This window comes from Kitasatospora sp. NPDC057965 (genome assembly GCF_042887135.1).
Lineage (GTDB): Bacteria > Actinomycetota > Actinomycetes > Streptomycetales > Streptomycetaceae > Kitasatospora.
On sequence record NZ_JBHVPZ010000005.1, the window covers coordinates 283,848 to 308,420 of the forward strand.

Here is a 24,573-nt window from a genome sequence, read left to right on the forward strand (position 1 = left end):
GCCCGGGTCGGACGGCAATGTACATGACTACTTCATTCGCGGGCGCAGCACCGGCCGTGGCCGCGTCCACGGCCGATTCCCGCCCACGAACGGCCGGTTCCGCCCTCCCCGGGCAGCGGGCTGCGGGCGGCTACCAGGCGGGGTGGTCCAGGACCTCGACGACGGCCGCCGCCAGCGAGATGCCGGCGCCGTTGCCGAGGAGCAGGACGTGGTCGCCCGGGCCGACCGCGCCGGTGTCCACCAGGTGGGCCAGCGACAGGAACTGGTCGCAGGCGCCCAGGTGGCCGAGCGTGCGCCCGAGGTCGAGCATGCCGCGTCCGGGGTCGATGCCCAGCGGGCGCAGCAGGCCCTCCAGGTAGCGGGGGTGGCCGGTGAAGACATGGCCGACCCGGGTGATGTCCGCCGCGGTGACGCCCGCCTCCTCGATCGCCCGGCGGGCGAGGTCGGTACGGGCCTGCGTGAGCTCGCGGGCCATGCTCAGACGCAGGTCACGGTCGGTCACCCGGTCCGCGTAGGCGCCCATCCGCAGGCCCATGGGGATCCTGGTGCCGCCCGCCGGGCTCGGCGGGAAGAGGTCCTCCGTCCCCCGGTAGACCCGCTCCCAGGAGGAGAGCGAGGACTGGGCGACGGAGCGGATCCGCAGCGGTCCGGCGGTGGCGGACAGCAGCACCGCGCAGCCCGCGTCGCCGAGGATCGAGCCGCGGCCGGCGCCGAAGCCGTGGGCGTAGGTGAACCGGTCGATGCCCGGGGCGCCGAAGTTGTCGGCCGCCGTGACCAGGACGGCGGACCGGCGCGGGGCGTGGACCAGGTGGCCGTGGGCCAGCCGGACGCCGTCCAGCATCGCGGTGCATCCCTGGTCCAGGCCGATCGCCGGCGCCGTGCCGCCGAGCACGTGCTGCTGCAGGTAGTGGGCGGCGTACCAGCCGTCCGGGCCCTGGTGGTAGGTGCCGGCGTGCAGCAACAGCCGGACGTCCTCGGCCCGCAGGCCGGAGCGCTTGAGGGCGAGCCGGCCTGCCTCGGCGGCGAGTTCCGGCGCCGGGGTGTCGTCGGCGACCGACACGCTCGTCCAGCCGTCGGCCAGGGCCTGTTCGGCGCCGGGCCGGCCGGCGGCGGCCTCGTCGGCGAGCGGCCGGAGCCGGGGCAGGTGCGCGGCCAGGCCGGCGATGTACAGGTGGTCCGTCCTCATGAGGTGCCCCCCAGGCCGGTCAGCAGTTGGCAGACGAACACGGCCGGCAGGTAGCCGGCCACCGCCGCGACGGGCCAGCGCGCCGCCCCGGTACGGGTGAAGCGGCGCGTGGCGAGCACGACGAGCACCGGCGGCAACAGCGCCGACCAGCCCCAGCCGGCCGCTGCGCCCGACCAGGGGCGCAGCACCGCCAGGGACACGGCGGCGGACCCGGCGGCGGCGGCGAGCGCCAGCGCGACGGTGGTCCGCAGGCCGAACACCCGGACGTAGCTGCGCTCGTGCGGGCCCGGCGTGCGCACGATCTTGCGGGCCAGTTCGTGGTGGGTGGCCGCCAGCATGATCACCGCGAGCAGCGGGAGCACATGGCGGGCCTCCCGCCCGAGGGTGCCGGGGTCCGCGCCGGTGTCGTGCAGGAACACGGCGTAGAGGTAGAGGTTGAGCAGGATCTGCACCGGGGAGCTCAGCAGCACGCCGGTGACCACCGCGTCGCCGCGCGGCCACCCGAGCCGCAGCTCGGCCCCCACCAGCAGGGCGGTGTAGCCGAACTGGGCGGCGAGCAGCAGCAGGGCGGGGCGGTCGCCGGCGTTGAGCAGGAGCAGCAGCGCGGCTCCGACGGCGGCGAGCACGTACAGGTCCCGGGGCAGGACCGCGCCGCGGGCCAGCGGGCGGGACGGGTTGTGGCGCCGGTCGTAGGGCAGGTCGCGCAGGTCGTCGGCGGCGCGCAGCAGGAGCAGGTCGACCAGGACGGTGAGGGCGGCCGTCACCGTGCCCCAGCCGGGCCGCCAGTGCGTGACGCGCTCGTCGGCGGCGGCGAACAGACCGGTGGCGCCCAGCGCCCAGGCGGCGGCGAACACCAGGGAGAGCGGCAGCGGGAAGCTGCCGCGGACGAACGCGGCGAGCCGGGCGGCGAGCGGGGCCGGTGCGGCGGTCGCGACGGGTGAAGCGGAGGGGGCCGGGAGGGTGGGCCGGTGCGTCATGCCGGCCGCCTCGTGACCGGTGCGGCGGCGCTCCAGCGGACCGGAAGCCGTCGGACGCCGTTGATGAACATCGTCCGACGCCACTCCAACTCCTCCTCCGGGACGGCGAGTTCCAGTTCGTCGAAGCGGCGCAGCAACGCGCCGACACCGATCCGCAGTTCGGCGCGGGCGAGTTCGGCCCCGAGGCAGAGGTGGCGGCCGTACCCGAAGGCGAGGTGGGCGGCGACGTCCGGGCGGTCGGGGTCGAAGGCGTCCGGGTCGGCGAAGACCGCCGGGTCGCGGTTGGCGGCGTCGGTGAGTGGGACGACGATCCGCCCGGCCGCCACCGGGCAGCCGCCCAGCTCGGTGTCCTCGGTCACCAGGTGGGGCGCGCCGCCCGTGTTGTTGAGGGAGGTGAAGCGGAGCATCTCCTCGACCGCGGCCGGGATCCGCTCGGGCCGCTCGCGCAGGGTCCTGAGCAGCGCGGGGTGGCGCAGGAGCAGCAGGACGCACATGCCGAAGGAGTTGCCGGTGGTCTCGTAGCCGGCCATCAGCATCCCGGAGCCGAGGGCCACCACCTCGCGGTCGGACAGCCGTTGGCCGGGGTCGTCGTCGGGGCGCAGGGCGAGCCTGGTGAGCAGGTCGTCCGCCGGGGTGCCGGCCGCGGCGGCGCGCCGCTTGTCCGCGACGAGGGCGGTGAAGTAGTCGTCCATCCGGGCCTGGGTGGCGGCCACTTCCTCGCGGGTGTGGCCGGAGGTGGACATCAGGACGTCGACCTCCGCGCGCAGCGTCGCGCCGTCGTCGATCGGGACGCCGAGCACCTCGCAGATGACCCGCATCGGGAAGGGCACCGTGAAGCCGCCGACCAGGTCGGCCTCGCCGGAGGGGGCGCCGCCGGTCAGTTCGTCGAGCAGCTGCTCGGCGAGGGCCTCCAGACGGGGGCGCAGCAGCCGGACCCGGCGCGCGGTGAAGGCGGGCAGGATCGCCCGGCGGCGGCGGGTGTGGTCGGGCGCGTCGGCGGTGGCCAGCAGCACGGACTCGGTCTTGCGGGCGAACAGCGGGCGGGCCAGCTCGGTGTAGCCGGCGCGGCTGAAGCGGTCGTCGCCGAGGACGGCGGTGACGTCCTGGTGACGGGTGACCAGCAGGGCGGGCTGCCCGCTGGACAGCTGGACGGGGTGCGGGGTACCGGTGCGCCGCAGGCCGTGGTAGGCGTCGGGCGGGCGGACGTCGCCGGCGGGCGGGAACGGGAAGCGGGCCGGTTCGGTCATGGCGTCTCGCCCTTCTCGGTGCTGAGGGTGGGGCCGGGCGGCTGCTCGGCGGACTGCTCCGCGGGCTGTTCGGCGGGCTGTTCGGCCGGTGGGAGCAGGCGCACGGTCCCGGCGGTTCCGTCGATCTCGATCCAGGCGCCGTCCGGGATCGCGGTGGTGGCCTGCGGGACGGCGACCACGGTGGGCACGCCCAGCAGCCGGCCGGTGATCGCGGTGTGCGACAGCAGGGTGCCGCGCTCGACGACCATGCCGGCGGCGGACATCATCAGGAACAGCCAGCCCGGGTCGGTCTCCCGGGCGACCAGGATGCGCCCGGTGGCGAGGTCGGGGTCGGTGGACGGGTCGAGCACCACCGCCGCCCGGCCCCGGACCACACCGCCGCTGGAGCCGATCCCGCGCAGCAGGCCGTCGCCGACGGCCCCGGCCGCGTCCACCGCCACGGCGTGCGGCAGGGCCCGGGCGAGCGGCAGGCCGGCCGGGGTGCCCAGCAGGGCGGGCCGCTGCGGGTTGCCGGCCCACTCCTCGCGCTGGGCGCGCCGCAGCGCCACCAGGGCGCGCAGGTCGCGGACGGTCCCGGTGCCGTCGAAGGCGCCGATGACCTCCTCGACGGTCAGATCGGCGACGTCGAGCCGGTCGTCCAGGACGCCGGTGCGGGCGAGTTCGGCACCGAGCCGCCACATCACCTCCCGGGAGAGGCCGAACAGCTGGGTGCGGCAGAACCGGGTGTCCTCGCGGATCCGGGCGAGGTCCCGGGCGAGGGAGGTGAGGCCGAGCAGGACGGCGCGCTGCGCCGGGTTGGGGCACACCTCGCGCAGCCGCTCGCGGGCGCGCCGGGCGGCGGCCTGCTCGTCGGCCCGGTTGGCGGCGACGGTCGCCCCCTGGCGCACCAGCGGGCGGATCAGGGCGAGCACGGTCCACGGGCGCTGGCGGGGGGTGGGCTCCTCCAGCTTGAGGTCGTGCAGCGCGCGGTCGCCGTAGCGGGCGAGGTAGCCCCGGGCGGCGTCGGCGACGGCCACGCCGTGGCGGCCGGAGACGATCTGCTGCCAGAGCTGCTCGGGGTCGGCCGCGTCGTCGAGCACGGCGGCTCGCAACTCGGGCACCCCGCCGACCAGTTCGGCCAGACCCATGGCCGCGCGGACCGCCTCCAGCGAGCGGTTCTCGCGCCCGCCGCCCATCAGTCCGACCAGGACCTGCGGGCCCTCGCCGGTCCAGCGGCGCAGCAGGGTGCCACCCGCGCCGAGCACCACGAGGGCGAGGAAGGCGTTGACCAGGGTGACGCCCCAGCGCTCGCCGGCGCGTTCCCACAGCCGGCGGTAGAAGGCGATCAGCTCCTCGGGCGAGTCGCCCACGGCCTCCGCCTCCGCCATCTGCCGGTCCCACCAGCGCAGGAAGCCCTTCACCTGCCAGGGGTGCGCGAGGCTGCGCCAGGCGAGGCGGGGCAGCGCGCGGGCGACCGCCGGGGCGGCCCAGCGGCGCTCGGCGCGGGCCGGGCCGGCGATGCCCATCGCCTGTTCCCAGCCCCTGCGCACCAGTTCGAACATCGGCATCTGCCCGTGCAGGGCCTGCCAGTCGTCCAGCCGGTAATAGACCTGGCCCTCCAGATAGCCGACCATCCGGGCGAGGCGGTGCGCGTTGTCCCGCACCCAGGACTCGGGCACGCCCATCCGCCGGTAGAGGTCGGCGAAGGAGCGGCGGTAGAACTCGCGGGACTGGGAGTAGGTGAGGGCGCCCGAGACGCCGGGGAAGCTCTCGGTGATGTTGTGGTTGCCCCAGTAGACCCGGGCGGGCTCCTCGGCCGGGGCGGCGGGCTCCTCGGCCGGGGCGGCGGCGGGCGCGGTGACCATCGGGCGGGCCTGGAGCAGGTGGACGGTGCCGTCCTCGGTGAGGGCGCCCTCGATGTCCTGCGGGACGCCGAACAGCTCCTCCACCCGCGCGGCCAACTCCCCCACCGCGCGCACCTGGTCGTCGTCGAGGACCGGCACGTCCGCCAGCTCCCCGGCGACCGGCAGCAGGACCGGCGTACCGGAGGCGGCGCCCTCGGGCAGGCCCATCGACCACTGCTTGTGCACGGTCCGGGCGTTCACCGCGCCGGTGGCCGGGTCCTGGAAGAAGTGGTCGATGTCCGCCTTCTCCTGGACGACGCCCTCGCCGATGCCGTACGCGGCCGCGACCACCCGGCGCGCCGAGCCGTCCCGGGGGTCGCGGGTGAACGCGACGAACGACCGGGTGCCGAGCACCATCCGCTGCACGCCGACCGCGACCCGGGCCCGGCGCGGGTCGAGTCCGCGCAGGATGCGGTAGCGGACCGCCTGGGCGTTGAAGGCCGAGGCCCAGCAGCGCACCACGGCGTCGGCCAGGCCGTCCTCGTCGACGTAGAGGAAGCTGTCGCTCATGCCCGCGAAGGGGTCGACGGCGCTGTCCTCCCCCATCACCTCGTCCGGGCGGCCGGCCGACGAGGCGGCGGCCGGCGGATCGGCGTGCGGCGAAGTGGCGTCCGGCGAGGTGGCGTCCGGCGAGGTGGCGGGCACGACACAGGCCCGGACCGCGACCAGGCCTTCCGGCCCGGCGATCGCGGCGAACTCCTTGCGGACCCGCTCGGCGAGCGCCGGAGGCAGGTCCGAGGAGGCCAGCGCTTCGCGGGCCGCCGCGCACCAGGCCTCGACGGCGTCCCGCGCGGCGCCGTCGGCCGGCAGCGGCGGCAGTGCGGGGCGCAGCGCGTCCAGGGCCCGGTCGAAGGCGGCGGCGGGCAGGCAGAAGAAGTCCGGCACCCGGAACCCGGCCTGCCGCAGCAGCTCCTGACGGGCGAACTTGTGCCCCACCCGCGCGGCGTCGGCCAGCGCGGCGCCGTCGGCCGACGCGGTCACCACGAGCTCAGTCATCCGACCCACCGCCCCATTCCGCGCCGCCCCAGCCGTCCAGGTGCAGCACACTGTCGACGGACCGGCGCGGCGCCGGTCCGAATCCGTCCCCCACCACGTGCGCGGTGGGGATCAGCGCCCCCTGGCGCACGCCGTCCGGCAGTCCGAGGATGTCGGCGACCTCCCGCTCCGCGTCCAGGTGCACCGTGGTCCACGTCGTGCCGAGGCCGCGGGCGCGCGCGGCGAGCATGTAGCTCCAGGCGGCCGGCAGCAGCGAGCCCCACACGCCCGCCTGGTTGCCCTCGGGCAGCGGCCGGCCGCCGAGGTCCAGGCAGGGGATCACCAGGACCGGCATCTCGTGCAGGTGCTCGGCCAGGTGCCGGCCACCGGTCAGCATCCGGTCGGTCACCCCGACGCCGGACGTCCCGGCGGAGGCGGACGGCGGGTAGCGGACCTCGAAGACCCGTCGGTAGACCTCCGCGATGCGCTTGCGCAGGTCGTCGTCGGTCACCACCAGCCAGTGCCAGCGCTGGGTGTTGCCGCCGTTGGGCGCCTGCAGCGCGATCTCCACGCACGCGCGCACCTGGTCGAGGTCCACCGGGCGCGTCGGGTCCAGGCGCAGGCGCACCGAGCGGGTGGTCGTCAGCAGTTCGTCCGGGGTCTCCGGCAGGCGGACCCGCGCCGGGCGGGCGGGCGCGCTCACCACAGCCCCGGCACGAGGCGGGCGTGGCCGTCCGCGTAGGCGCGGTAGCCGGGGATGTGCACCAGCATCCGCTCCTCGGTGCGGATCCGGAAGGTGATCGCCGCGCAGAGCGCGACCAGCAGGACGGCGCTCAGCGGGTTCAGGAAGAACGCGACGAACCCGAGGTGCGCCGACAGCATCCCGGCGTAGGCGGGGTGGCGGATGAAGCGGTAGACGCCCCAGGTGACCACCTGGTGGTCGCTCTGGCGGGTGACGTGGTGGGAGTAGAACCGTCCCAGGGTGTGGATCGCGACCTGGCGCAGCACGACCCCGCCGACGAACACCGCCGCCGGGACCAGCAGCAGCGGCGACCAGCCGTGCCAGGGCAGCGGGCCGAGCACGGCCGCGGAGACCGTCGCGATCCGGGCCGCCGCGTAGAGCAGCAGGGTCGCCGACTCGCGCGGCGCGGCGCCGGAGCTGCGGAAGGTCACCGGGATCTCGACCGCCAGCCAGCCCAGGTAGCAGGCGGCCAGCACGGCCGCGACCAGGTCCACCGGCTCGCCCGCGTGCCGCAGGTGGACCACCAGACCTGTGCCGACCGCGAGGACCGCGAGGACGAACAGGAGTCGCGGCGCGCGCACCGCCCAGGGCGATCCCGCGCCGCCCGCCATCGGTTCCACCGTACTCATCGGGCCGCCCTCCGCTTCAGATAACCGGCACGGCTGAGGGTCTGGACGCCGATCTCCAGGCGTCCGTGCCGTTCGCCGCTCTCCACGTCCACCACCGCGAACCGGAACACCGACCGCAGGCCGCGCGCCGGTGCGAACTCCCACCACAGCTCCAGCAGCACCGTCGTCGGCAGGCCGGTCGGCAGGTCCGCCTCCAGCGACAGCCAGAGCATCTGCGCGTCCGCGTCCCGGCCGTGGGCCGTGTGGCCCAGCAGTGTCGCCAGCTGCCGGGCCGACTCGATCAGCGCGGCCGGGGTGTGCGCCCCGGTGCCCGCCAGCCGGTGTCCCGGCGGGGGCACCAGCACGGCCGCCCGCTCGACCCGCGCCGGGCCGCCCACCAGGACGTTCTCCGGCAGGTGGCGGTGGACCAGGGCCTGGTCCGCGGGCGCGCCGCCCTCCCGGCCGGGGCCTGCGAGCAGGGCCCGGACGGCCTCGGCCGGTACGACCGGCCCGCCGCCGTCGAGCGCGACCGAGGCCCGGCAGACGGTCGTCCCGTCCTGCACAGCCAGCAGTCGCCATGCCGGTCCGTCGTCGGCCGGGGCGGGCTCGCTGTGCAGCCACACCGGCCGGCCCAGCTCACACATCCGGTCGAAGGTCAGCGACAGCCGCATCCGCCCGTCGGCCGCGCCCGCCCGCCGCGGTGCCAGCGCCCGGACCTCGTCCAGGATCGCGGCCACCAGCACCATCCCGGGCACATGGTCGAGCGGATGGTCGAAGAAGCACCGGTCCCGCTCGTCCACCGCGACCGGGACGGCCTCCTCCGGGCTCGCCCCGGGGCCGATCGAATTTCCTGACGCTTCGTCAGAGATCGATCTCGAACCCTTGTGTTGCCTGCTTCTTGACGGTCCGTCTGTTTCCGACGTGACGTCAGTTCTGAATGATTTGCCTGATACCAACGATGTCACGAGGACAGAGGTAACCATCGATCACCGAACCGGACAACCCGGACCTCACAACACCGGCAAGTCCCGACCCGACCGGCCGGAAACACACCCCTCGGTGGCCGGAAACCCATCGCGCCGCCCCCCGGGAGGCGCCCGGGAAGCGGCGCAGAGCGACCGGCACCACCCGGGTGCGGGCTGCGGTCAGGCGGTGGCCTCCGCCGCGGCGCGGCCGGCCGCCCGGCCGGAGAACAGGCAGCCACCGAGGAAGGTGCCCTCCAGGGCGTTGTAGCCGTGGACGCCGCCGCCGCCGAACCCGGCCGCCTCACCGGCCGCGTAGAGCCCCGGCACCGGCGTGCCGTCGGCGCCGAGCGCGCGGGAGCCGAGGTCGGTCTGGATGCCGCCGAGGGTCTTGCGCGTGAGCACGTGCAGCTTGACGCCGATCAGCGGGCCCGCGGCCGGGTCGAGCAGCCGGTGCGGGGCGGCGGTGCGGCCGAGGCGGTCGCCGAGGTAGCGGCGGGAGTTGTGGATGCCCTGGATCTGGGCGTCCTTGCTGAAGGGATTGGCCAACTGCCGGTCACGGGCCTGGATCTGACGGCGCATCATCGTCGCGTCCAGCAGCGGGCTCTCGGTCAGCGCGTTCATCCTCGCGACCAGGTCCTCCAGCGTCGCGGCGGTGACGAAGTCCTCGCCGTGCCGCTTGAACGCCTCGACCGGGGCGGGCGCACCCTTGCTCAGCAGGCGCTCGCGCACGAAGGCCGTGCGGTCGCCGGCGGTGATGTCCGGGTTCTGTTCGGAGCCGGAGAGGGCGAACTCCTTCTCGATGATCTTCTGGGTCAGCACGAACCAGGAGTGGTCGTGGCCCGCCAGTTCGGGATCGGTGCGCAGGTGGCGCAGGGTGCCCAGGGTGTCGTAGCCGGGCAGGCAGGGCTCGGGCAGGCGGCGGCCGAGCGCGTCGAACCACATCGAGGAGGGGCCGGGCAGGATCCGGATGCCGTGGCCGGGCCAGATGGGGTTCCAGTTGTGCAGGCCCTCGGTGTAGTGCCACATCCGGTCGCTGTTGACCAGCCGGGCCCCGGCCTCGGCGGTGATCGCGAGCATCCGGCCGTCCACGTAGGCGGGGACGCCGGTGACCATGCGCCGGGGCGGGGTGCCCAGGCGGGCGGGCCAGTGGGCGCGGACCAGGTCGTGGTTGGCCCCGATGCCACCGGCGGCCACCACGACGGCCTGGGCGGTGAGTTCGAAGTCGCCCGTCTCCTCACGGTTGGAGGCCGCGCCGCGCACCGAGTCGTCGGCCGCCAGCACACGGCCGCGCACACCGGTCACCGCGCCGTCGGTGACGACGAGCTCGTCCACCCGGTGGCGGTGGCGGAAGGTCAGCAGCCCGTCGGCGGCGGCCTGCCGGGCGTAGCGGGCGAAGGGCTCGACCACGCCGGTGCCGGTACCCCACGCGACGTGGAAGCGGGGCACCGAGTTGCCGTGCCCGTCGGCGCGCAGGTCGCCGCGCTCGGCCCAGCCGACCGTGGGCAGGAAGCGCAGCCCGTGCCCGGCCAGCCAGGAGCGCTTCTCCCCGGCCGCGAACTCGACGTAGGCGCGGGCCCAGCGCACCGCCCAGCTGTCCTCGTCCTCCTGGCGGTCGAACTGCGCGCTGCCCCGCCAGTCGCTCCAGGCGAGCTCGAAGGAGTCCTTGACGCGCATCCGGCGCTGTTCGGGCGAGTCGACCAGGAAGAGTCCGCCGAAGGACCACCAGGCCTGGCCGCCGAGGTTGGCGGCGTTCTCCTGGTCGACCAGGATCACCCGGCGCCCCCGGGAGGTGAGTTCGTGGGCGGCGGTGAGTCCGGCCAGGCCGGCTCCGACGATGATGACGTCCGTGTCCATGGGTGTCCTCGGGGAAGTGCCGCCACGGGCCCGCTCGGGGGGCGGGGCAGTGGGCCCGGGCGGTGCGGGAGGGTGGCGAGGGAGGGTGGCGAGGGGAAGGCGCACTGCCGACGGGGGTCTGTTGCGGCCTGCGGTCAGCCGGCCGGGCGGTCGCGCTCCCCCGGGGAGTTCAGCAGCACGTCGGCGAGCCGGCGGATGTCGTCGGCCATGTCGATCCGGGGGTCGAGCAGCCACTGGAGTTGCAGGCCGTCCGTCGCGGCGATCAGGATCCGGGCCGCCCAGGCGGCTTCGGCGGCGCGGTCCGCGTCCACGGCGCCCGCCCGCGCGTCGGGCACCGGCCCGTCCGAAACCGGCCCGTCCGGGACCGGCCCGGCGGAGGCCTGCTCGACGAGCTGCTCGGCGAACCGCCGGCGGTAGCGGTCGTAGCGCTCGCCGAAGTAGTCGTGGGCCGGGTGGTCCGGCTCGGCGGCGGCCGCGGCGAGGTCCACGAAGAGCTTGACGAGTCCTGGGGTCGACGCGTTGGCCGCCAGGATCTGCAGGAAGTCGTCCGCGCTGCGGGCCTCGAACGCTCCGAAGCGCTCCTCCGCGGCGGCGTCGCGGGCGGCGAGCACCGCGGTGAGCAGGGCCTCCCGGCCGCCGAAGTGGTGCAGGACCCCGGCGTCGGTCATCCCGACCCGCTGGGCGATGTCGCGCACCGACACCTTGCGGCTGCCCGCCTCGGCGTAGGCGGCGAGCGCGGCCTCGATGATCTGCTGCCGCTTCGAGGAGGTCTTGGCGTAGGGGCCTCTCGGCTTGGTCATGAGCGGAGTCTACGAGGCACCCGGAGCGCCGGGAAGCCCAAAACCTTGAGTTTCTAAGTTTTTGTGGGCCGACCCGGGCGCAGCCCTGCCCGGCCCTGCCCGGAAGAACCCGGCAGGGCCAACCCCCGTACGCCGAAAGGCGAACACGCGGGGCGGTGCCTCCCTAGGCTGAGACGACTCCACACGTGGCGTCGATTCCTGATTCCTCGTAGGCCCCAACGTTAAGGAACCGCACCATGCGCATCACTCCCCTCCTCCGGATCTCCGCGGTGGCTCTGGCCGCGATGGCCTCGACCGTCGCCGTGACACCCGCCCGGGCCGCCGCTCCCCCACTGAGCACGCCCACGGCGATCGCCCACCTCGACCTCGCCCGGGGCCAGCAGCCGGAGAACATCACCGTGCTGCCGAACGGCAACACCGTGGTGACCTTCGCCTTTTCCCGCGAGCTGGCCGAGATCGACCGCCACGGCGCCGTCCGCGTCCTCGCCACCCTGCCCGCCCCCGCGCCGGGTTCGGCCACCCCGGCCCTGACGGCCCCGTTCCTCGGCGGCGTCGTGCGCGCGGACAACGGCGTCCTCTACTTCATCTACGCGACCGGGACCGCCGACCTCACCGGCATCTGGCGGCTCGCCCCCGGCGGCGCCCCCGAGCGCGTCACCGCCCTGCCCGCCGACGCCCTGCCCAACGGCCTCGCCCGGGACGAGCGCACCGGTTTCCTGTACGCCGCGGACTCCGTCCTCGGCACCGTCTGGCGGATCCCCGCCGCCGGGGGCACCGCCGTCCGGTGGGCCACCGACACCGCCCTGCAGCCGAACGGCTTCCTCGGCGCCAACGGCATCAAGATCCACGACCACGCCGCCTGGGTGTCCAACCTGGACAACGGCACCCTGCTGCGCATCCCGATCCGGGGCGACGGCACCGCCGGCCCGGCCCGGGTCGTCGCCACCGGCCTGCCCAGCATCGACGACTTCGCCTTCACCGGCCGCGGCGACCAGATCCTGGCCGCCCTCAACGGCAGCAGCGAGATCGCGCTGATCACCGGCAACGGCAGCCACACCATCGTGCTCGACCACGCGGACGGCCTGCAGAACCCCACCTCCCTCGCCGTCCGCGGCGACCGCGTCTGGATCGCGGACGCCGCGTACGTCACCCGGCAGGACCCGAACCTCCTGACGGCCCGCCTGGGCCGGACCACCTCGCACTGACCCGACGCCGGTGCGGCCGGCCCCGGAGCACGGCCGACGACCCGTCCACCCGAAACCCTTCACGAAACAATCCCCGAAGAACCCCCGTGAGGTCCTTGACCGGCGGGGGTCGTTAGTATGTGTCCGCACGCAAGGCCCGGCGGAGCTCTGCCGACCTCCCGTGGCACCGCCCGTGACCCTCGACGCCGGGCGCACCACGAGGTTCACCGAATCCGGGCCTTCGAGCAGCGAGGTGACGGCACACCGACCGGAGCGGGTGCGGCCGCGGCCCGGGTGCCCGGGCCCGCCGACCGGTGGACCACTCCCCTTCAACCCGGCTTCCCCGGGGGTTCGAGTCCTTCGTGTACCCCTGGACCCGGGAGGCCCGCGCCGCCCCTTCCCCGGCGCGGTCCGTTCCCGTCCGCATCCGCCAACGAACGTCAGCTCAGGTACCTCCATGCACCCCCATACCGCCCCCATCGACGGTTTCCACTACGGCTGGATCAACCCGGTCCTGTCCTACCTGGTCGCCTGCCTCGGAGCCGCACTCGGCCTCCGCTGCACCGTCCGCGCCCTGGACCTGCCGCCGCGCCGGCGGCTCGGCTGGCTGCTGCTCGGCGCCGCCGAGATCGGCTGCGGCATCTGGACGATGCACTTCATCGCGATGCTCGGGTTCACCGTCACCGGCTCGACCATCCTCTACAACGTGCCGCTGACGCTGTGCAGCCTGCTGCTGGCGATCGCGGTCTGCGGCCTCGGCATCCTCTACGTCGGCTACCGGCCGCGCCGCCTGTCCACCCTGCTGGTCGGCGGCACGGTGATGGGCCTGGGCGTCGCGGCGATGCACTACCTCGGCATGGCCGCGATGCACGTCCAGGGGCAGGTCTCCTACAACACGGCCACGGTGGCCGCCTCGGTCGCGATCGCGGTGGCCGCGTCCACCGTCGCGTTGTGGATGACGCTGAACATCACCGGTCTGCTCGCCTCGCTGGCCTCGGCGCTGATCGCCGGAGTCGCCGTGGTCGCCATGCACTACACCGGCATGGCGGCGGTCTCGGTCGTGCTGGACGGCCGCACTCCGGCCGGCGGCCTGCCGGCCTCGCAGTTCATCACCCCGCTCGCGGTGGCGATCCTGGTGCTGCTCGCCCTCGGCGGGATCGCGCTGATGCTGTCGCCGCAGGACACCTCGCTGTCGGGCCGGGGCGACGCCGCCAAGCCGGAACCGGTGCGGGTGCCGCTGTTCGACCGGCGCGGGTGATCCGTCGCCGGACGGACCGGACGGCCTCGACTCCGTACGACGGCTCATCGGCAGAACCACGTGAACCGCCGACGCCACGCCCTGCGAGCCGGGAAGCGCTCGCAGGACGTGGCGTGGGCCGGGGCTCCGTAGGAGCGCCGTGGCCGGCTACGCGCTGGTGCTGGTGGTGTCGTTGCGGCCCTCCAGGACGACGGCCGGCTCCAGCGGGGAGGCGATCTCCTGGCCCTTGCTGTGCGAGGCCCAGTCGCGGATGCCGACGAGGACCATGATGAAGAAGATCCCGTAGACGATGCCGGAGAAGTACAGCTCGGAGTGGATGGCGAGCGGCACGCCGACCAGGTCGACGGCCAGCCAGACGAACCAGAACTCCACGTACCGGCGGGCCTGGGTGTACATCGCCAGGATCGAGCCGACGAAGATCCAGGCGTCGGCGAGGACCATCCACCAGGGGGCGCCCGGGTAGAAGGAGGCGTCGGTCGCCTTGAGCAGCGCGGCGAACCCGAAGGTGCCGACGGCCATGACGCCGATCAGGGCCGAGCGCTCCTGCCAGGAGGCCCAGCGGACGTTGATCGTGCCCTCCTGCTGGCGGCTGCGCCGCCAGGTGGCCCAGCCCCAGGACGCCGAGGCGATGATGACGACCTGTCGGGCGGCGTTGCCGCCGAGGTGGACGTTGAGGCTGGCGATCAGCAGCAGGACCGATCCGAGGATCTGCACCGGCCAGGCGACGAGCGAGCGGCGCAGGGCGAGCCAGACGGTCGCGAGCGCCAGGATGTTGCCGAAGAAGTCGGACCAGTAGACGGGGATGCCGAAGAAGCTGAACTGCTCGTTCAGCCACTGGAGTGCGCTCATGACCAAACACCTTTGTTTGCTGGGGGAACAAGCCTGGGTGTGAGCTGCGGCCCGGGACGGGGCCGGTGACGAGGCGTGGAGCGACGGTGGTGGGGGGGAAGGACCGTGCGCGGGTGCCTCAGGGAGCGGTGCCGCAGTGTGCGGCGAGCGCGTCCTCGCGGACGCTCTGCCCGTGCGCCGAGGCGAGGAGGGCCTCGGAGCGCCGGACGTCCTCCCGCACGGCCCGTACCAGGGCGGCGGGAGAGGGGAACTTGACGGTGTCGCGGATCCGTCCGGCGAACCAGACGGTGACCCGCTCGCCGTAGACGTCCTCGTCGAGGTCGTGGCAGTACGCCTCGACGTGGACGTCGGCGGTGTCGCAGAAGGTGGGGTTGGAGCCGACGCTGATCGTCGCGGGGTGGACGGCGCCGGTGCGGTGGCGGACCACCCAGCCGCTGTACACCGCGGCCGGCGGGACCGGGGAGTCCGGGCCGGCGGCGATGTTGGCGGTGGGGAACCCGAGCCCGTGGCCCCGGCCGGCGCCGTGCACCACCGTGCCGGTGAGGTGCGGGCGGGCGGCCGGGGTCACGGGCACGGGGGTCTCACGCATGGGGCAGGAGCTCGCGGAACTGGCTGGTGTGGAAGACGAGCGGCTCCACGCCGGCGAAGAGTTCGGCGCTCAGCAGTTCCAGGAGCACGATCTCGTGGTCGCCGCCGTCGTACGTCGCGCCGACCCTGGCGGTCAGCCACAGCGCGGCGTCCTCGATGAGCACGGCGCCCTCGGGCGTCGCCGTCCACCCGACGCCGTCGAAGCGCTTGCCCTCGCGGGAGGCCAGGCGCCGGCACAGCGCGCCCTGGCCGTGGCTGAGCACGCTCAGCCCCACGACCGGTGCCGACGCCAGCCGCGGCCAGGTGGTGGAGGTGCGGGCGACGCTGACGGCGACCATCGGCGGCTCCAGCGAGATCGAGACGAAGGAGCTCGCCGCGAACCCGACCGGCTCGTCCCCGCGCAGCGCGCTGATCGCGACCACGCCGGTGGGGTAGGCCCCGAAGGCCTGTCGCAGGGTCGCGGCGTCCAGTTCCGCCGGCGTGGACGTGCCGGCCGGATCGTGGGCAAGGGTGGCCATGGTCATCGACATCCTCTCGTCATCGTCTCGTCGCGGGTGCGGTTCTCAGTGCCGGTAGCGGGCGGCCGGGTGGCTGGCCGGCAGCGCCCGGTCGTCCGCGCCGGTGAGCCGCTCGCGCAGGCTCTCCCCGGCCGTGTACTCGCCGCGGAAGACGCCGCGCTTGCGCAGGATCGGCAGCACCGACTCGACGAACTCGACCGTCGAGGCCGGCTGGACGGCCGGGGAGAGCAGGAACCCGTCGAGGTCGGCGCCCTCGGCGAGCGCGCAGATCTCGTCGGCGATCTCCTCGGCCGTGCCGACGACCGGACGGGCGCCGACGCCGTGGGTGTGCCAGTCGGCGAGGACGTCGCCGACCGTCTTGCCGGCGAAGCGGGCCACCTGGGTCTGCGACATCTCGGTGGACAGCTCGGTCATGGGCGTGTCGGGCGCGTAGGAGGAGAGGTCGAGCCCGGTGAACATGGCGTAGCTGGCGACGGTGACCTCGGGCCGCTGGGCGTCCAGGATCCGCTGGTAGCGGCGCTCGGCGTCGGAGGTGCTGGCGCCGACGACGCAGGAGAACGCCGACATCACCTTCACCTGGTCGGCCCGGCGGCCGGCCTTGACCGCCTCCTCGCGGATGGAGGCGGTGTGCCCGGCGAGCTGCTCGACGGAGCCGCTGCCGACGAACATGCACTCACCGTGCCGGCCGCCGACCCGGCGGCCGGCGGGCGAGGCGCCGGCCTGGAAGAGGACCGGGGTGCCCTGCGGGGAGCGCGCGGTGTTGCCGTAGCCCTGCGAGCGGAAGAACGGTCCCTCGTGGCTGACCAGGTGGACCTTGGCGGGGTCGGCGAAGCGGCCGTCCTTGTCCTTCTCCAGCGCGTCCGGCTCCCAGGCGCCCTCCCAGTACTTGTAGACGAGCTCCAGGAAGTCCTCGGCCATCCGGTAGCGGTCGTCGTGCGCCACCATCTCCATGCCGAAGGCCTTGACGGCGGTGTCGGCGGTGCCGGTGGTCACCACGTTCCAGCCGATCCGGCCGCCGGAGAGCTGGTCCAGGGTGGCCATCCGGCGGGCGAAGGCGTACGGCGGCTCGACCAGGACGGAGCCGGTCATCACCAGGCCGAGGTTGGTGGTCGTGGACAGCAGTGCGGAGGCCACCACCACCGGGTCGAGCCGCGGCAGGTCGAGGGTCTCCTCGGTGGCGATCGGCGGGCGGGTGCCGTCGATCTCCGACCAGCCCCAGGCGTCGGCCAGGAACAGGAAGTCCAGCTTGGCGTCCTCACAGAGGGTGGCGAGCTCGCGCCAGTAACCGAGGGTGTCGAAGAGGTGCCGCCGGCTGTCGGGGTGGCGCCAGGTGGCGGTGCCGCTGGCGTTGGTCTGGGCGTTCTCGAACAGGCCGATCTTGAGGTTCTTCATGGGGTGGTTCTCCGTAGTGCTGGTGAGGGACCCGTGGGGGGAGTTGTCAGGAAGCAGAAGGGAGGGCGGGGGCGTCGAGCTGGGCCGCGTAGGGCATGGAGGACTGCGCCCCGAGGCCGGTGACGGCGTGCGAGGCCGCGCGCACGGCGCGCCGGACGGCGGCCGGCAGGGTGGCGCCGCGGCCGAGGGAATCGGCGAGGGCGCCGCAGAAGGTGTCGCCGGCGCCCACCGTGTCGACCGCGTGCACCCGCGGCGCGGGCACGTGGGTGACGCCGGCGCCGCGGCCCTCCCTGAGCAGGGCGCCGTCCGCCCCGAGCGTCACCACGACGGCCCGGGACGGGAGCGCGGCGTGCTCCAGCAGCTCCCGTGCTTCGGACAGACCGGCGGGCCGGGCGGTCCCGAGCAGGGAGGCGAGTTCGCCGAGGTTGGGCACCAGGACGTCGACCGCCGCGAGCACCCCCGGGTCGACCGGGCGGGCCGGCGCGGGGTTGAACACGACGGTCCCGCCCTGCTCACGGGCGCGCAGGACCGCCAGGTCGACCACCTCGGGGACGATCTCGTTCTGCACCAGGACGACCTCGCCCGGCGAGCGGACCAGCCGCGCGGGCAGGTCCTCGACGCCGAGCGCGGCGTTGGCGCCCGGGTTCACGACGATGGTGTTCTCGCCCGCGCCGTCGACGACCACCGCGGCGAGCCCGGTCGGGTGCTTCTCGTCGGAGCGCACCTCGGTGACGTCGATGCCCTCGGCGGCGAGCGCCGCCAGGATGGCGGCCGCGTCGGTACCGACCCGGGCTACCAGCCGCACCCGCGATCCGAGCCGGGCGGCGGCGACCGCCTGGTTGGCGCCCTTGCCGCCGGCGCCCTCGGCGAAGTGCCGTGCGAGCACGGTCTCGCCGGGGTGCGGCAGGCCCTCGACGCTCAGCACGAGGTCGCGGTTCACCGAACCGACGACGGTGATGGACGGCATTGGCGCTCCTTTGGGAGATCGATTTCCGACATGCTGTACCAGCACCCCCCGGCCGTCAAGTAGCCTCCTCATGAAAAGACCGCCCCGATGTCGTGGCCCCCACCGTCCCCCCATCCCGAAGGACACTCCACGTGACTGCGCCCCGACTCCTCGACGTGGCCGAGGCCGCCGGCGTCTCCCGCGCGACGGCATCACGGGTCCTCGCCGGCACGCCGCGCAACGTCGACCCCGAGCTCGCCCGCCGCGTCGAGGAAGCCGCCCACCGGCTCGGCTACCAGGCCAACCACTCCGCGCGGGCCCTGCGCACCGGTACCACCGGCACCGTCGGCGTCGTCGTCCCCACGCTCGCCAACCCGTACTTCGTGCAGCTCGCCGACGCCATCGCCCAGCACGTCCGGGCCGCCGGCGGCACGCTGATGGTCTCCGACGCGGCGAACGACCCCGCGATCGAGGCCGAGCAGATCGACACCCTGCTCGCCGGCCGGGTCGACGGCCTGTTCGTCGTCCCGGTGTCGGCCACCGAGTCCGGTCCCGCGATCCGCAAGGCCGCCGCCCGCCGCCCGGTGGTGCTGTTCGACCGGTGGGCCACCGGCTCCGGCACCGTCGCCGTCACCCTCGACAACGCGGCCGCCGTCCGACTGCTCGTCGACCACCTGGAACGGACGGGCCGTCACCGGATCGCGCTGGTCGCCGCGGGGCAGGCCTCCTCCTCCGGCGCCGAGCGGCTCGCGGCCTTCACCGAGCTGCAGGGCGACGGCGCCACCACCGTCCTGCTGCCCAACTTCACCACCGACGCCGGGCGGACGGCGGGGCGGCGGATCGTCGAGCAGCGCGACCGGATCGACGCGGTGGTCTGCGGCGCGGACGTGCTCGCCGTCGGCCTGGTGAGCACGCTGCACCGCTGCTCGGTCGCGGTGCCCGGGAAGATCGCCGTCACCGGCTTCGACGACACCGAGATACTCGAACTCTTCGACCCGCCCATCACGTCCATCCGCCACCCGCTGTCCGCCATGGCCGAACGGGCGCTGACGCTGCTTCAGGCACCCAGCCGCGAACGGACCGAGCGGGTGGAGCGCTTCCAGCCCCAGCTCGTCGTCCGCGCCTCGACGGACGTCACCGCCTCCTGACCCCGGCCGCGCTGACCTCGCGTCACCCGGCAGGGGCCGCCGGACGGGCGTGGGCCGCACGGGCGCGGTCCGGGCGGGCGCGGGCCGCACGGGCCAGCAGCTTGCCCAGCTCCCACAGCAGGAGCAGCGCGACGGCGGCCAGCAGCGCCCAGCCGAACTGCCGGGCGTCGAGGTCGGTGGTCCCGAGGATGCGGTGGAACGCGTCCATCTGGGTGACCAGTACGGCCAGGACGAACTCCACCAGGGCCGCGATGTTCATCTGCCGGCTGTCGAAGGTGCTGACCGTCAGCACCGACCCGCGCTCGCTGCGGCACTCGTAGGCGGCCACGATCAGGCAGAGCGCGAAGGCGGTGAACGCGATCGAGTTGCCGACCGGCAGGCTGTCGTAGTGCGACTCGCCCAGCTTGATCAGCCCGAGCAGGGCGATCGAGATCGCCAGCCCGGCGAGCCCCACCGTGAGCACGACGGGCCCGGTCAGCACCGACTCGCCGCGCGGACGCGGGACGCGCCGCATCAGGCCGGGGCTCTCCCGGTCGAAGCCCAGGGCGAAGCCGAACGGGGCGTTGACCACGAAGTGGATCCACAGCACCTGCGCCGGGGTGAACGGCTCCCCCGCCGCGAGGTTGAACACCGTGGCGCCGAGGAAGGTCAGCACGAAGGTCACCAGGAGCACCAGCACGAAGCGGATGTACTTGGTGAGGTTGTCGTAGAGCTTCCGGCCCTCCGCCACGGCGTGCACGATGGTGGCGAAGTTGTCGTCGGCGAGCACCATGCGGCCCGCGTTCTTCGCGACGTCGGTACCGCTGCCCATGGCGATGCCGATGTCGGCGGCCTTGATGGCCGGGGCGTCGTTCACCCCGTCGCCGGTCATCGCGACGACGTCACCCTTGCGCTTGAGCGTGTCCGCGAGCAGGACCTTGTGCTCCGGCGCGACCCGGCCGACCACGCCGATGGCGTCGATCCGCGCCAGCCGTTCGCTCTCGGGCAGGGCCGCGAAGTCCGCGCCCAGCATCGCCTCGCCGTCGATGCCGAGTTGGCGGGCGATGGCCGCGCCGGTGGTGACGTCGTCCCCCGTCACCATGCGGACCCGGATGTGCGCGGCCTGCGCGCTGGCGACCGCGGCCCTGGACTCCTCGCGCGGCGGGTCGACCATGCCGACCAGGCTGGTCATCCGCAGGTCGGTGACGAGCGCCAGCAGGTCGCCGGCCGGGTCGAAGCCGGCCGGGTCGAGGTCGCGCACGGCCCCGGCCATCACCCGCAGGCCCTCGCCGCCCATCCGCTCGGTCTGCGCCCGGGCGCGGGCCTCCAGGTCCCCGTCCCAGGGGACGCCCGCCCCGGCCGCGAGCGCGGTGGTGGCGCGGGCCGTCACCGCCGGGGCGGCGCCCTTCACGAAGCACCGCACCACCGGCCGGCCGTCCGCGTCCTTCGCCGCGTTGAAGGTGGCCATCAGCTTGTAGCCCGGGTCGAAGGGCAGCGTGGCGAGCCGGGGGAAGCGCTCCCGGGTGGCCTCGATGTCCAGGCCGGCCTTGTGGCCGAGGACGAGCAGGGCCCCCTCGGTCGGGTCTCCGACGACCTGGCCCTCCACCAGCTTGGCGTCGTTGGCGATCAGGTAGGGCAGGACGGCGTCCTCGATGCCCGCCGAGGTGCCCACCGCGTGGTGGACCTTGCCGTCGAGGCGGTAGCCGGTACCGGAGACGGTGTAGCGGTCGGTGGGGCTGAGGACCTCGACGACGGTCATCTGGTTCATCGTCAGGGTGCCGGTCTTGTCGGAGTTGATGGCCGAGGTGAATCCCAGGGTCTCGACGGACGGCAGTTCCTTGACGATCGCGTGGCGCCTGGCCAGGTTGAGGCTGCCGACCGAGAGGATCACCTGGCTGACCGTCGGCAGCGCCTCCGGGATGGCGGCGACGGCCAGCGAGACCGCGCTGACGAACAGGGCGTCCCAGGCCTGGTCGCGGCTGCGGCCGAGGGCGAACATCACGACCATGGTCAGGCCCGCCGCCGCCGCGATCCACAGCGTCAGGGTGTTGAGCTCCCGGGTGAGCGGCGACTGCTCCTTCTCGGTGGCCGAGAGCATCCCGGAGATCTTCCCCAGCTCGGTGCCGGAGCCCGTCGCGGTGACGACGAGCAGCCCGCTGCCGTGCGTGACCGGGGTGTTCATGAACGCCATGTTGGTCTGGTCGCCGGGCCCCAGCCGCGCGGCGGTGAGCGTGCCCGCGTCCTTCACCGCCGGGACGCTCTCGCCGGTCAGCGCCGACTCGTCGATCTGCAGGGCGCTGGCGGCGACGATCCGCCCGTCCGCCGGGACCTCGTCGCCGGCCGAGAGGAGCACGGCGTCGCCGACGACCAGCCGCTCCGCCGGGATCTCGGTCTCGGTACCGTCGCGCCGGACCCGGGCGGTCGCCTCCATCATCGACTTCAGCGCGTTCATCGCGCTCTCCGCCTTGCCCTCCTGGCGCAGGCCCACCACCGCGTTGAACAGCGTCAGCACCAGGAGCAGGACGGCGGTGGTCCACTCCCCGATCGCCAGCGAGACCACCGCCGACGCCACCAGGATGATCTGCATGTAGCTGCGGTACTGGTCGAGGAAGCGCAGCCAGCCGGGCCTCGGCTTCTCCTCGGGGAGCGCGTTCGGCCCGTTGGCGGCGAGCAGTTCGGCCGCCCGGGCGGCCGTGAGCCCCACCGCCGGGTCGACCCCGAGCCGGTCGGCGACCTCCTGCGGGGACCGCGCGTACCACGGGCCCGGCGCTCCGCGCCCCGAGGGACCGGCCTGCTCCGCCATCGCTGCTCCTCAAGATCCGCGGTCGGTCCGCCGGCGCCCCCGGCCGGCTCCGCCCGCACCGGTGCTGCTGCGTCCGGCGCTCCTCCCGCGGGCCGCCGCGCCGCCCGGCCCGCGGGAGGGCTTCCTGCCACGCTGCGCCCACCGGGTGCCCCCGGCAATCCGGCGGCGTCCTTCCGGTGGCGCCGGTCGCTCGTCCGGTGCCCGTGTGTGGCGGCGCCCGGGGTCCGGGCCGACGATGGGGGCTGTCCCGCGTCCCCCCTACGGCCGGAGGCCCTGATGGCGACCCTGACGGTATGGCGCTTCCCCACCGCGGCGGGAGCCGACGAAGCCCTCGACACGCTGAAGCGGCTGCAGCGCCAGGAGCTGATCACGCTCCAGGACGGAGCCGTGGTCAGCTGGCCGGGGGACGCCCGCAAGCCCAGGACGCGCCACCTGGGCGACATGACCGGCATGGGCGCCCTGGGCGGGGCCTTCTGGGGCTTCCTGCTCGGGATGATCTTCTTTGTCCCCGTACTCGGCGCCGCGGTGGGCGCGGCCGGCGGCGCCCTGGGCGGCCACCTCGCCCATGTCGGCATCGACGACGACTTCATCCGGCAGGTGCGGCGCAAGGTCACGCCCGGCAGCTCCGCGCTGTTCGTCCTCAGCTCGGACGCCGTGCTCGACCCGGTCAGGGCCGCGCTCGGAGGGCTGCACGCCGAGCTCATCGAGACCGACCTGTCGGCGGACGAGGAGGCCCGGCTGCGCGAGGCGTTCACCGAGGGCGGGTGACCCCCCACCCCCGATGTGACGCGGGACACAGGCCGGGACCTGTCACACTCCGCGGGGCCGTCCCGTCAGACAGGTGAATCCGTTCCACGACGAGGAGCACACCATGGATGCCCGTCTCGACTACTTCGGCAACGCCGTCGGGGCCAAGGTCCTGCGGCACATCAACTCGGCCGGCCGGGCGCTGTCCGACTCGGGGCTGCCGCACGCGACGCAGGAGCTGGTGAAGATCCGCGCGAGCCAGATCAACGGCTGCGGCTTCTGCACCGACATGCACACCAAGGACGCCGCGCACGCGGGCGAGAGCTCGCTGCGGCTGAACCTGGTGGCGACCTGGCGGGAGGCCACCGTCTTCACCGAGGCCGAGCGCGCCGCGCTGGAGCTGACGGAGGAGGGCACCCGGATCGCGGACGCCGCGGGCGGCGTCTCCGACGAGGTCTGGGCGAAGGCCGCCGAGCACTACGACGAGGACCAGCTGGCCGCGCTGATCTCGCTGATCGCCGTGATCAACGCCTACAACCGGATCAACGTGATCAACCGGCAGCCCGCCGGGGACTACCGGCCCGGCCAGTTCGGCTGAGCCGGCTCCGACCGGGCGGACCGGCCGGCCGCGGTCCCCGCGCTTCCCGCGGGGCCGCGGCCGGCGCGTGTCAGGGCAGGTGGTCGGTCACCAGGGCGAGGTGGCCGGTGGGGTCCACGCCGCCGGGGCTCGCGAGCCGGGCGGCGAGGTCGTTGATCAGCAGGGTGCCCAGGAGGTAGTGGCCGAGCGCGAGTTCGGCGGGGGTGGAGTTCCCGCCCCGCAGGTCGGGCTTGGGCTTGCGGTCGGAGAGGCGGCACGGCGCCTCCGCCAGGACGTGCAGGTCGTGGGTCAGCAGCAGCCGCTCCCACCAGCCCGGATCGTCGCGGAACAGCGCGCGCAGGCCCTCGTGGGCGGCCAACCGGGGCAGGAAGTCGTGGATCGCCGCGCGGTAGCCCGGGTACACCGGCTGCCGGAAGCCCACCTGGTAGCGGTGGTCCGGCCCGCGGCGGACCGAAAAGCCGGTGCGCAGCGCGGGATCCCAGACGGTGAGGCTGAAGAGCGTCTTCGCCAGGTCGTAGACCGGGTCCCAGGGTTCGACGGAGCCGCGCGGGTCGATGAGGCGGAAGTCCTCGGGCGCCGCGCCGGGGCGGGTGGACAGCAGGACGTTGCGGGTGTTGGCGTCGCCGTGGGCGGGGGCCATCAGGCGGGCGGGGGCCAGCCGTGCCAGCCGTCCGCTCAGCCGTTCCAGCACCAGGTGCGGGGCCCGGCACCGCACGCCGTTGACGGTGATCCGCTCGGCGGCCGTCAGCTCCCCCGGCAGGGCGCGGGCCAGCAGCGGCAGCCGCCGCAGGAACCGGCCCACGACGACCTCCGCGAGGTGGGCGGCCGGGGCGGGGTGGGAGCGCGCGGCGTAGCCGTCCAGGACCAGGGCCTGGAGCAGGGCCGGGTAGCGGCGGAAGAACTCCCGGGTGCCCTGCGGCGACTCCCGCAGCGGGGCCGCCAGGTCCGCGGACGGGTAGAACGGCGTGGTGCAGGCCGCCCAGCCGTCGCCGTCGAGGACGTGCGGGACCGGCAGGTAGTGCGCCGCCAGCCGTGGGGCCACGGTGCGCAGCAGGTCGATCTGGCGCAGCTTGTGGCGGAAGGAGACCAGGTCGTGGCCGTCCACGGCGCCGGGTGCCGGCACCAGGACCTTGACCACCAGTTCCTCCCCGCCGGAGGTGGTGGCCCGGTGGACCCGGGCCGGTGAGCCGCCGTCCAGGATCTCCGGCCCGACCGTGAGGCCGAGGGTGTCGGCGACGGCGGCCAGGGCCGCCGCGTCGGTCCATCCGCCGGGCGGGCGGGGGCGGGTGACGTGCCGGTGGTCGGTCATCGCGGCGGCCTCCTCGG

The 24,573-nt window shown here is 74.5% G+C and carries 21 protein-coding genes; 5 read left to right on the forward strand and 16 right to left on the reverse strand.

The genetic code is table 11. From position 1 onward, the window contains the following. Positions 1–130: 130 nt before the first annotated feature. From ACFVVU_RS08705 to ACFVVU_RS08745, 9 genes are all read right to left on the reverse strand, one after another. The gene (locus tag ACFVVU_RS08705; protein WP_387788825.1) at positions 131–1,186 is read right to left on the reverse strand and encodes a ketoacyl-ACP synthase III family protein; all 1,056 of its coding nucleotides are present in this window, start codon (positions 1,184–1,186) and stop codon (positions 131–133) included. After that, positions 1,183–2,163, reverse strand: a complete 981-nt coding sequence (locus ACFVVU_RS08710) for a hypothetical protein (protein WP_387788826.1) — start codon at positions 2,161–2,163, stop codon at positions 1,183–1,185. Before ACFVVU_RS08710 ends, ACFVVU_RS08705 begins: the two co-directional genes overlap by 4 nt. Further along, positions 2,160–3,410, reverse strand: a complete 1,251-nt coding sequence (locus tag ACFVVU_RS08715; protein WP_387788827.1) for a cytochrome P450 — start codon at positions 3,408–3,410, stop codon at positions 2,160–2,162. Before ACFVVU_RS08715 ends, ACFVVU_RS08710 begins: the two co-directional genes overlap by 4 nt. Further along, entirely contained in the window at positions 3,407–6,289 is a 2,883-nt protein-coding gene (locus ACFVVU_RS08720) for a PEP/pyruvate-binding domain-containing protein (protein WP_387788828.1), read from the reverse strand. The genes ACFVVU_RS08715 and ACFVVU_RS08720 overlap by 4 nt, the downstream gene beginning before the upstream one ends. Continuing rightward, positions 6,282–6,971 (reverse strand): nitroreductase family protein, encoded by a 690-nt coding sequence (locus ACFVVU_RS08725; protein ID WP_380684453.1) that lies wholly within the window; start codon positions 6,969–6,971, stop codon positions 6,282–6,284. Before ACFVVU_RS08725 ends, ACFVVU_RS08720 begins: the two co-directional genes overlap by 8 nt. Further along, positions 6,968–7,639 carry a methyltransferase family protein gene (locus ACFVVU_RS08730; protein WP_380684452.1) on the reverse strand — a complete coding sequence of 224 codons (672 nt, stop codon included), beginning with the start codon at positions 7,637–7,639 and terminating at the stop codon, positions 6,968–6,970. Before ACFVVU_RS08730 ends, ACFVVU_RS08725 begins: the two co-directional genes overlap by 4 nt. Continuing rightward, entirely contained in the window at positions 7,636–8,418 is a 783-nt protein-coding gene (locus tag ACFVVU_RS08735; protein WP_387788829.1) for an AfsA-related hotdog domain-containing protein, read from the reverse strand. Before ACFVVU_RS08735 ends, ACFVVU_RS08730 begins: the two co-directional genes overlap by 4 nt. A 345-nt stretch (positions 8,419–8,763) precedes the next feature. Beyond that, the gene (locus tag ACFVVU_RS08740) at positions 8,764–10,437 is read right to left on the reverse strand and encodes an FAD-binding dehydrogenase (RefSeq protein ID WP_387788830.1); all 1,674 of its coding nucleotides are present in this window, start codon (positions 10,435–10,437) and stop codon (positions 8,764–8,766) included. Between the two features lie 134 nt (positions 10,438–10,571). Beyond that, complete coding sequence (locus ACFVVU_RS08745; RefSeq protein WP_387788831.1) at positions 10,572–11,237, reverse strand: TetR family transcriptional regulator; 666 nt, start codon at positions 11,235–11,237, stop codon at positions 10,572–10,574. Between the two features lie 236 nt (positions 11,238–11,473). Between ACFVVU_RS08745 and ACFVVU_RS08750 the strand changes: the two genes are divergently transcribed. Both ACFVVU_RS08750 and ACFVVU_RS08755 read left to right on the forward strand, forming a co-directional pair. Continuing rightward, on the forward strand, positions 11,474–12,442 hold the full coding sequence (locus ACFVVU_RS08750) for a hypothetical protein (RefSeq protein ID WP_387788832.1): 969 nt from the start codon (positions 11,474–11,476) through the stop codon (positions 12,440–12,442). A 436-nt stretch (positions 12,443–12,878) separates the two neighbouring features. Then, positions 12,879–13,679 carry an MHYT domain-containing protein gene (locus tag ACFVVU_RS08755; RefSeq protein WP_387788833.1) on the forward strand — a complete coding sequence of 267 codons (801 nt, stop codon included), beginning with the start codon at positions 12,879–12,881 and terminating at the stop codon, positions 13,677–13,679. Between the two features lie 147 nt (positions 13,680–13,826). Here the strand turns inward: ACFVVU_RS08755 and ACFVVU_RS08760 are convergent, their stop codons facing one another. The 5 genes from ACFVVU_RS08760 to ACFVVU_RS08780 all read right to left on the reverse strand — a co-directional run bounded on the left by ACFVVU_RS08760 (position 13,827) and on the right by ACFVVU_RS08780 (position 17,993). After that, positions 13,827–14,528 carry a nicotinamide riboside transporter PnuC gene (locus tag ACFVVU_RS08760; RefSeq protein ID WP_380685790.1) on the reverse strand — a complete coding sequence of 234 codons (702 nt, stop codon included), beginning with the start codon at positions 14,526–14,528 and terminating at the stop codon, positions 13,827–13,829. 118 nt (positions 14,529–14,646) lie between these two features. Continuing rightward, entirely contained in the window at positions 14,647–15,117 is a 471-nt protein-coding gene (locus tag ACFVVU_RS08765) for a riboflavin kinase (RefSeq protein WP_387788834.1), read from the reverse strand. Further along, positions 15,110–15,634 (reverse strand): flavin reductase family protein, encoded by a 525-nt coding sequence (locus ACFVVU_RS08770; protein WP_380685794.1) that lies wholly within the window; start codon positions 15,632–15,634, stop codon positions 15,110–15,112. The genes ACFVVU_RS08765 and ACFVVU_RS08770 overlap by 8 nt, the downstream gene beginning before the upstream one ends. Before the next feature lie 45 nt (positions 15,635–15,679). Continuing rightward, on the reverse strand, positions 15,680–17,026 hold the full coding sequence (locus tag ACFVVU_RS08775) for an NtaA/DmoA family FMN-dependent monooxygenase (RefSeq protein ID WP_380685796.1): 1,347 nt from the start codon (positions 17,024–17,026) through the stop codon (positions 15,680–15,682). Between the two features lie 46 nt (positions 17,027–17,072). Next, positions 17,073–17,993, reverse strand: coding sequence for a ribokinase (locus ACFVVU_RS08780; RefSeq protein WP_380685798.1), 921 nt, complete (start codon positions 17,991–17,993; stop codon positions 17,073–17,075). A 131-nt stretch (positions 17,994–18,124) separates the two neighbouring features. Between ACFVVU_RS08780 and ACFVVU_RS08785 the strand changes: the two genes are divergently transcribed. Beyond that, positions 18,125–19,120, forward strand: a complete 996-nt coding sequence (locus ACFVVU_RS08785) for a LacI family DNA-binding transcriptional regulator (protein ID WP_355359705.1) — start codon at positions 18,125–18,127, stop codon at positions 19,118–19,120. 22 nt (positions 19,121–19,142) lie between these two features. Here ACFVVU_RS08785 and ACFVVU_RS08790 read toward each other — a convergent pair whose 3' ends face one another. After that, positions 19,143–21,902, reverse strand: coding sequence for a cation-translocating P-type ATPase (locus ACFVVU_RS08790; RefSeq protein ID WP_387788835.1), 2,760 nt, complete (start codon positions 21,900–21,902; stop codon positions 19,143–19,145). Positions 21,903–22,178: 276 nt separating this feature from the next. Here ACFVVU_RS08790 and ACFVVU_RS08795 point away from each other — a divergent pair, with 276 nt between their 5' ends. Continuing rightward, positions 22,179–22,670, forward strand: coding sequence for a DUF1269 domain-containing protein (locus ACFVVU_RS08795; protein WP_387788836.1), 492 nt, complete (start codon positions 22,179–22,181; stop codon positions 22,668–22,670). 103 nt (positions 22,671–22,773) lie between these two features. Next, on the forward strand, positions 22,774–23,247 hold the full coding sequence (locus ACFVVU_RS08800) for a carboxymuconolactone decarboxylase family protein (protein ID WP_380690366.1): 474 nt from the start codon (positions 22,774–22,776) through the stop codon (positions 23,245–23,247). A gap of 70 nt (positions 23,248–23,317) precedes the next feature. On the opposite strand, the gene ACFVVU_RS08805 is transcribed toward ACFVVU_RS08800, so the two are convergent. Then, positions 23,318–24,556 (reverse strand): hypothetical protein, encoded by a 1,239-nt coding sequence (locus ACFVVU_RS08805; RefSeq protein ID WP_387788837.1) that lies wholly within the window; start codon positions 24,554–24,556, stop codon positions 23,318–23,320. Positions 24,557–24,573 lie beyond the last annotated feature (17 nt).

What these genes read in the sequence shown, in the direction of transcription:
- ACFVVU_RS08710 (WP_387788826.1), bottom strand. Translation starts at nt 2,163, where the DNA reads ATGACGCACCGGCCCACCCTCCCGGCCCCCTCCGCTTCACCCGTCGCG.
- ACFVVU_RS08760 (WP_380685790.1), bottom strand. Translation starts at nt 14,528, where the DNA reads ATGAGCGCACTCCAGTGGCTGAACGAGCAGTTCAGCTTCTTCGGCATC.
- ACFVVU_RS08720 (WP_387788828.1), bottom strand. Translation starts at nt 6,289, where the DNA reads ATGACTGAGCTCGTGGTGACCGCGTCGGCCGACGGCGCCGCGCTGGCC.
- ACFVVU_RS08730 (WP_380684452.1), bottom strand. Translation starts at nt 7,639, where the DNA reads ATGAGTACGGTGGAACCGATGGCGGGCGGCGCGGGATCGCCCTGGGCG.
- ACFVVU_RS08705 (WP_387788825.1), bottom strand. Translation starts at nt 1,186, where the DNA reads ATGAGGACGGACCACCTGTACATCGCCGGCCTGGCCGCGCACCTGCCC.
- ACFVVU_RS08795 (WP_387788836.1), top strand. Translation starts at nt 22,179, where the DNA reads ATGGCGACCCTGACGGTATGGCGCTTCCCCACCGCGGCGGGAGCCGAC.
- ACFVVU_RS08790 (WP_387788835.1), bottom strand. Translation starts at nt 21,902, where the DNA reads ATGGCGGAGCAGGCCGGTCCCTCGGGGCGCGGAGCGCCGGGCCCGTGG.
- ACFVVU_RS08800 (WP_380690366.1), top strand. Translation starts at nt 22,774, where the DNA reads ATGGATGCCCGTCTCGACTACTTCGGCAACGCCGTCGGGGCCAAGGTC.
- ACFVVU_RS08750 (WP_387788832.1), top strand. Translation starts at nt 11,474, where the DNA reads ATGCGCATCACTCCCCTCCTCCGGATCTCCGCGGTGGCTCTGGCCGCG.
- ACFVVU_RS08770 (WP_380685794.1), bottom strand. Translation starts at nt 15,634, where the DNA reads ATGGCCACCCTTGCCCACGATCCGGCCGGCACGTCCACGCCGGCGGAA.
- ACFVVU_RS08805 (WP_387788837.1), bottom strand. Translation starts at nt 24,556, where the DNA reads ATGACCGACCACCGGCACGTCACCCGCCCCCGCCCGCCCGGCGGATGG.
- ACFVVU_RS08745 (WP_387788831.1), bottom strand. Translation starts at nt 11,237, where the DNA reads ATGACCAAGCCGAGAGGCCCCTACGCCAAGACCTCCTCGAAGCGGCAG.
- ACFVVU_RS08755 (WP_387788833.1), top strand. Translation starts at nt 12,879, where the DNA reads ATGCACCCCCATACCGCCCCCATCGACGGTTTCCACTACGGCTGGATC.
- ACFVVU_RS08765 (WP_387788834.1), bottom strand. Translation starts at nt 15,117, where the DNA reads ATGCGTGAGACCCCCGTGCCCGTGACCCCGGCCGCCCGCCCGCACCTC.
- ACFVVU_RS08775 (WP_380685796.1), bottom strand. Translation starts at nt 17,026, where the DNA reads ATGAAGAACCTCAAGATCGGCCTGTTCGAGAACGCCCAGACCAACGCC.
- ACFVVU_RS08715 (WP_387788827.1), bottom strand. Translation starts at nt 3,410, where the DNA reads ATGACCGAACCGGCCCGCTTCCCGTTCCCGCCCGCCGGCGACGTCCGC.
- ACFVVU_RS08740 (WP_387788830.1), bottom strand. Translation starts at nt 10,437, where the DNA reads ATGGACACGGACGTCATCATCGTCGGAGCCGGCCTGGCCGGACTCACC.
- ACFVVU_RS08780 (WP_380685798.1), bottom strand. Translation starts at nt 17,993, where the DNA reads ATGCCGTCCATCACCGTCGTCGGTTCGGTGAACCGCGACCTCGTGCTG.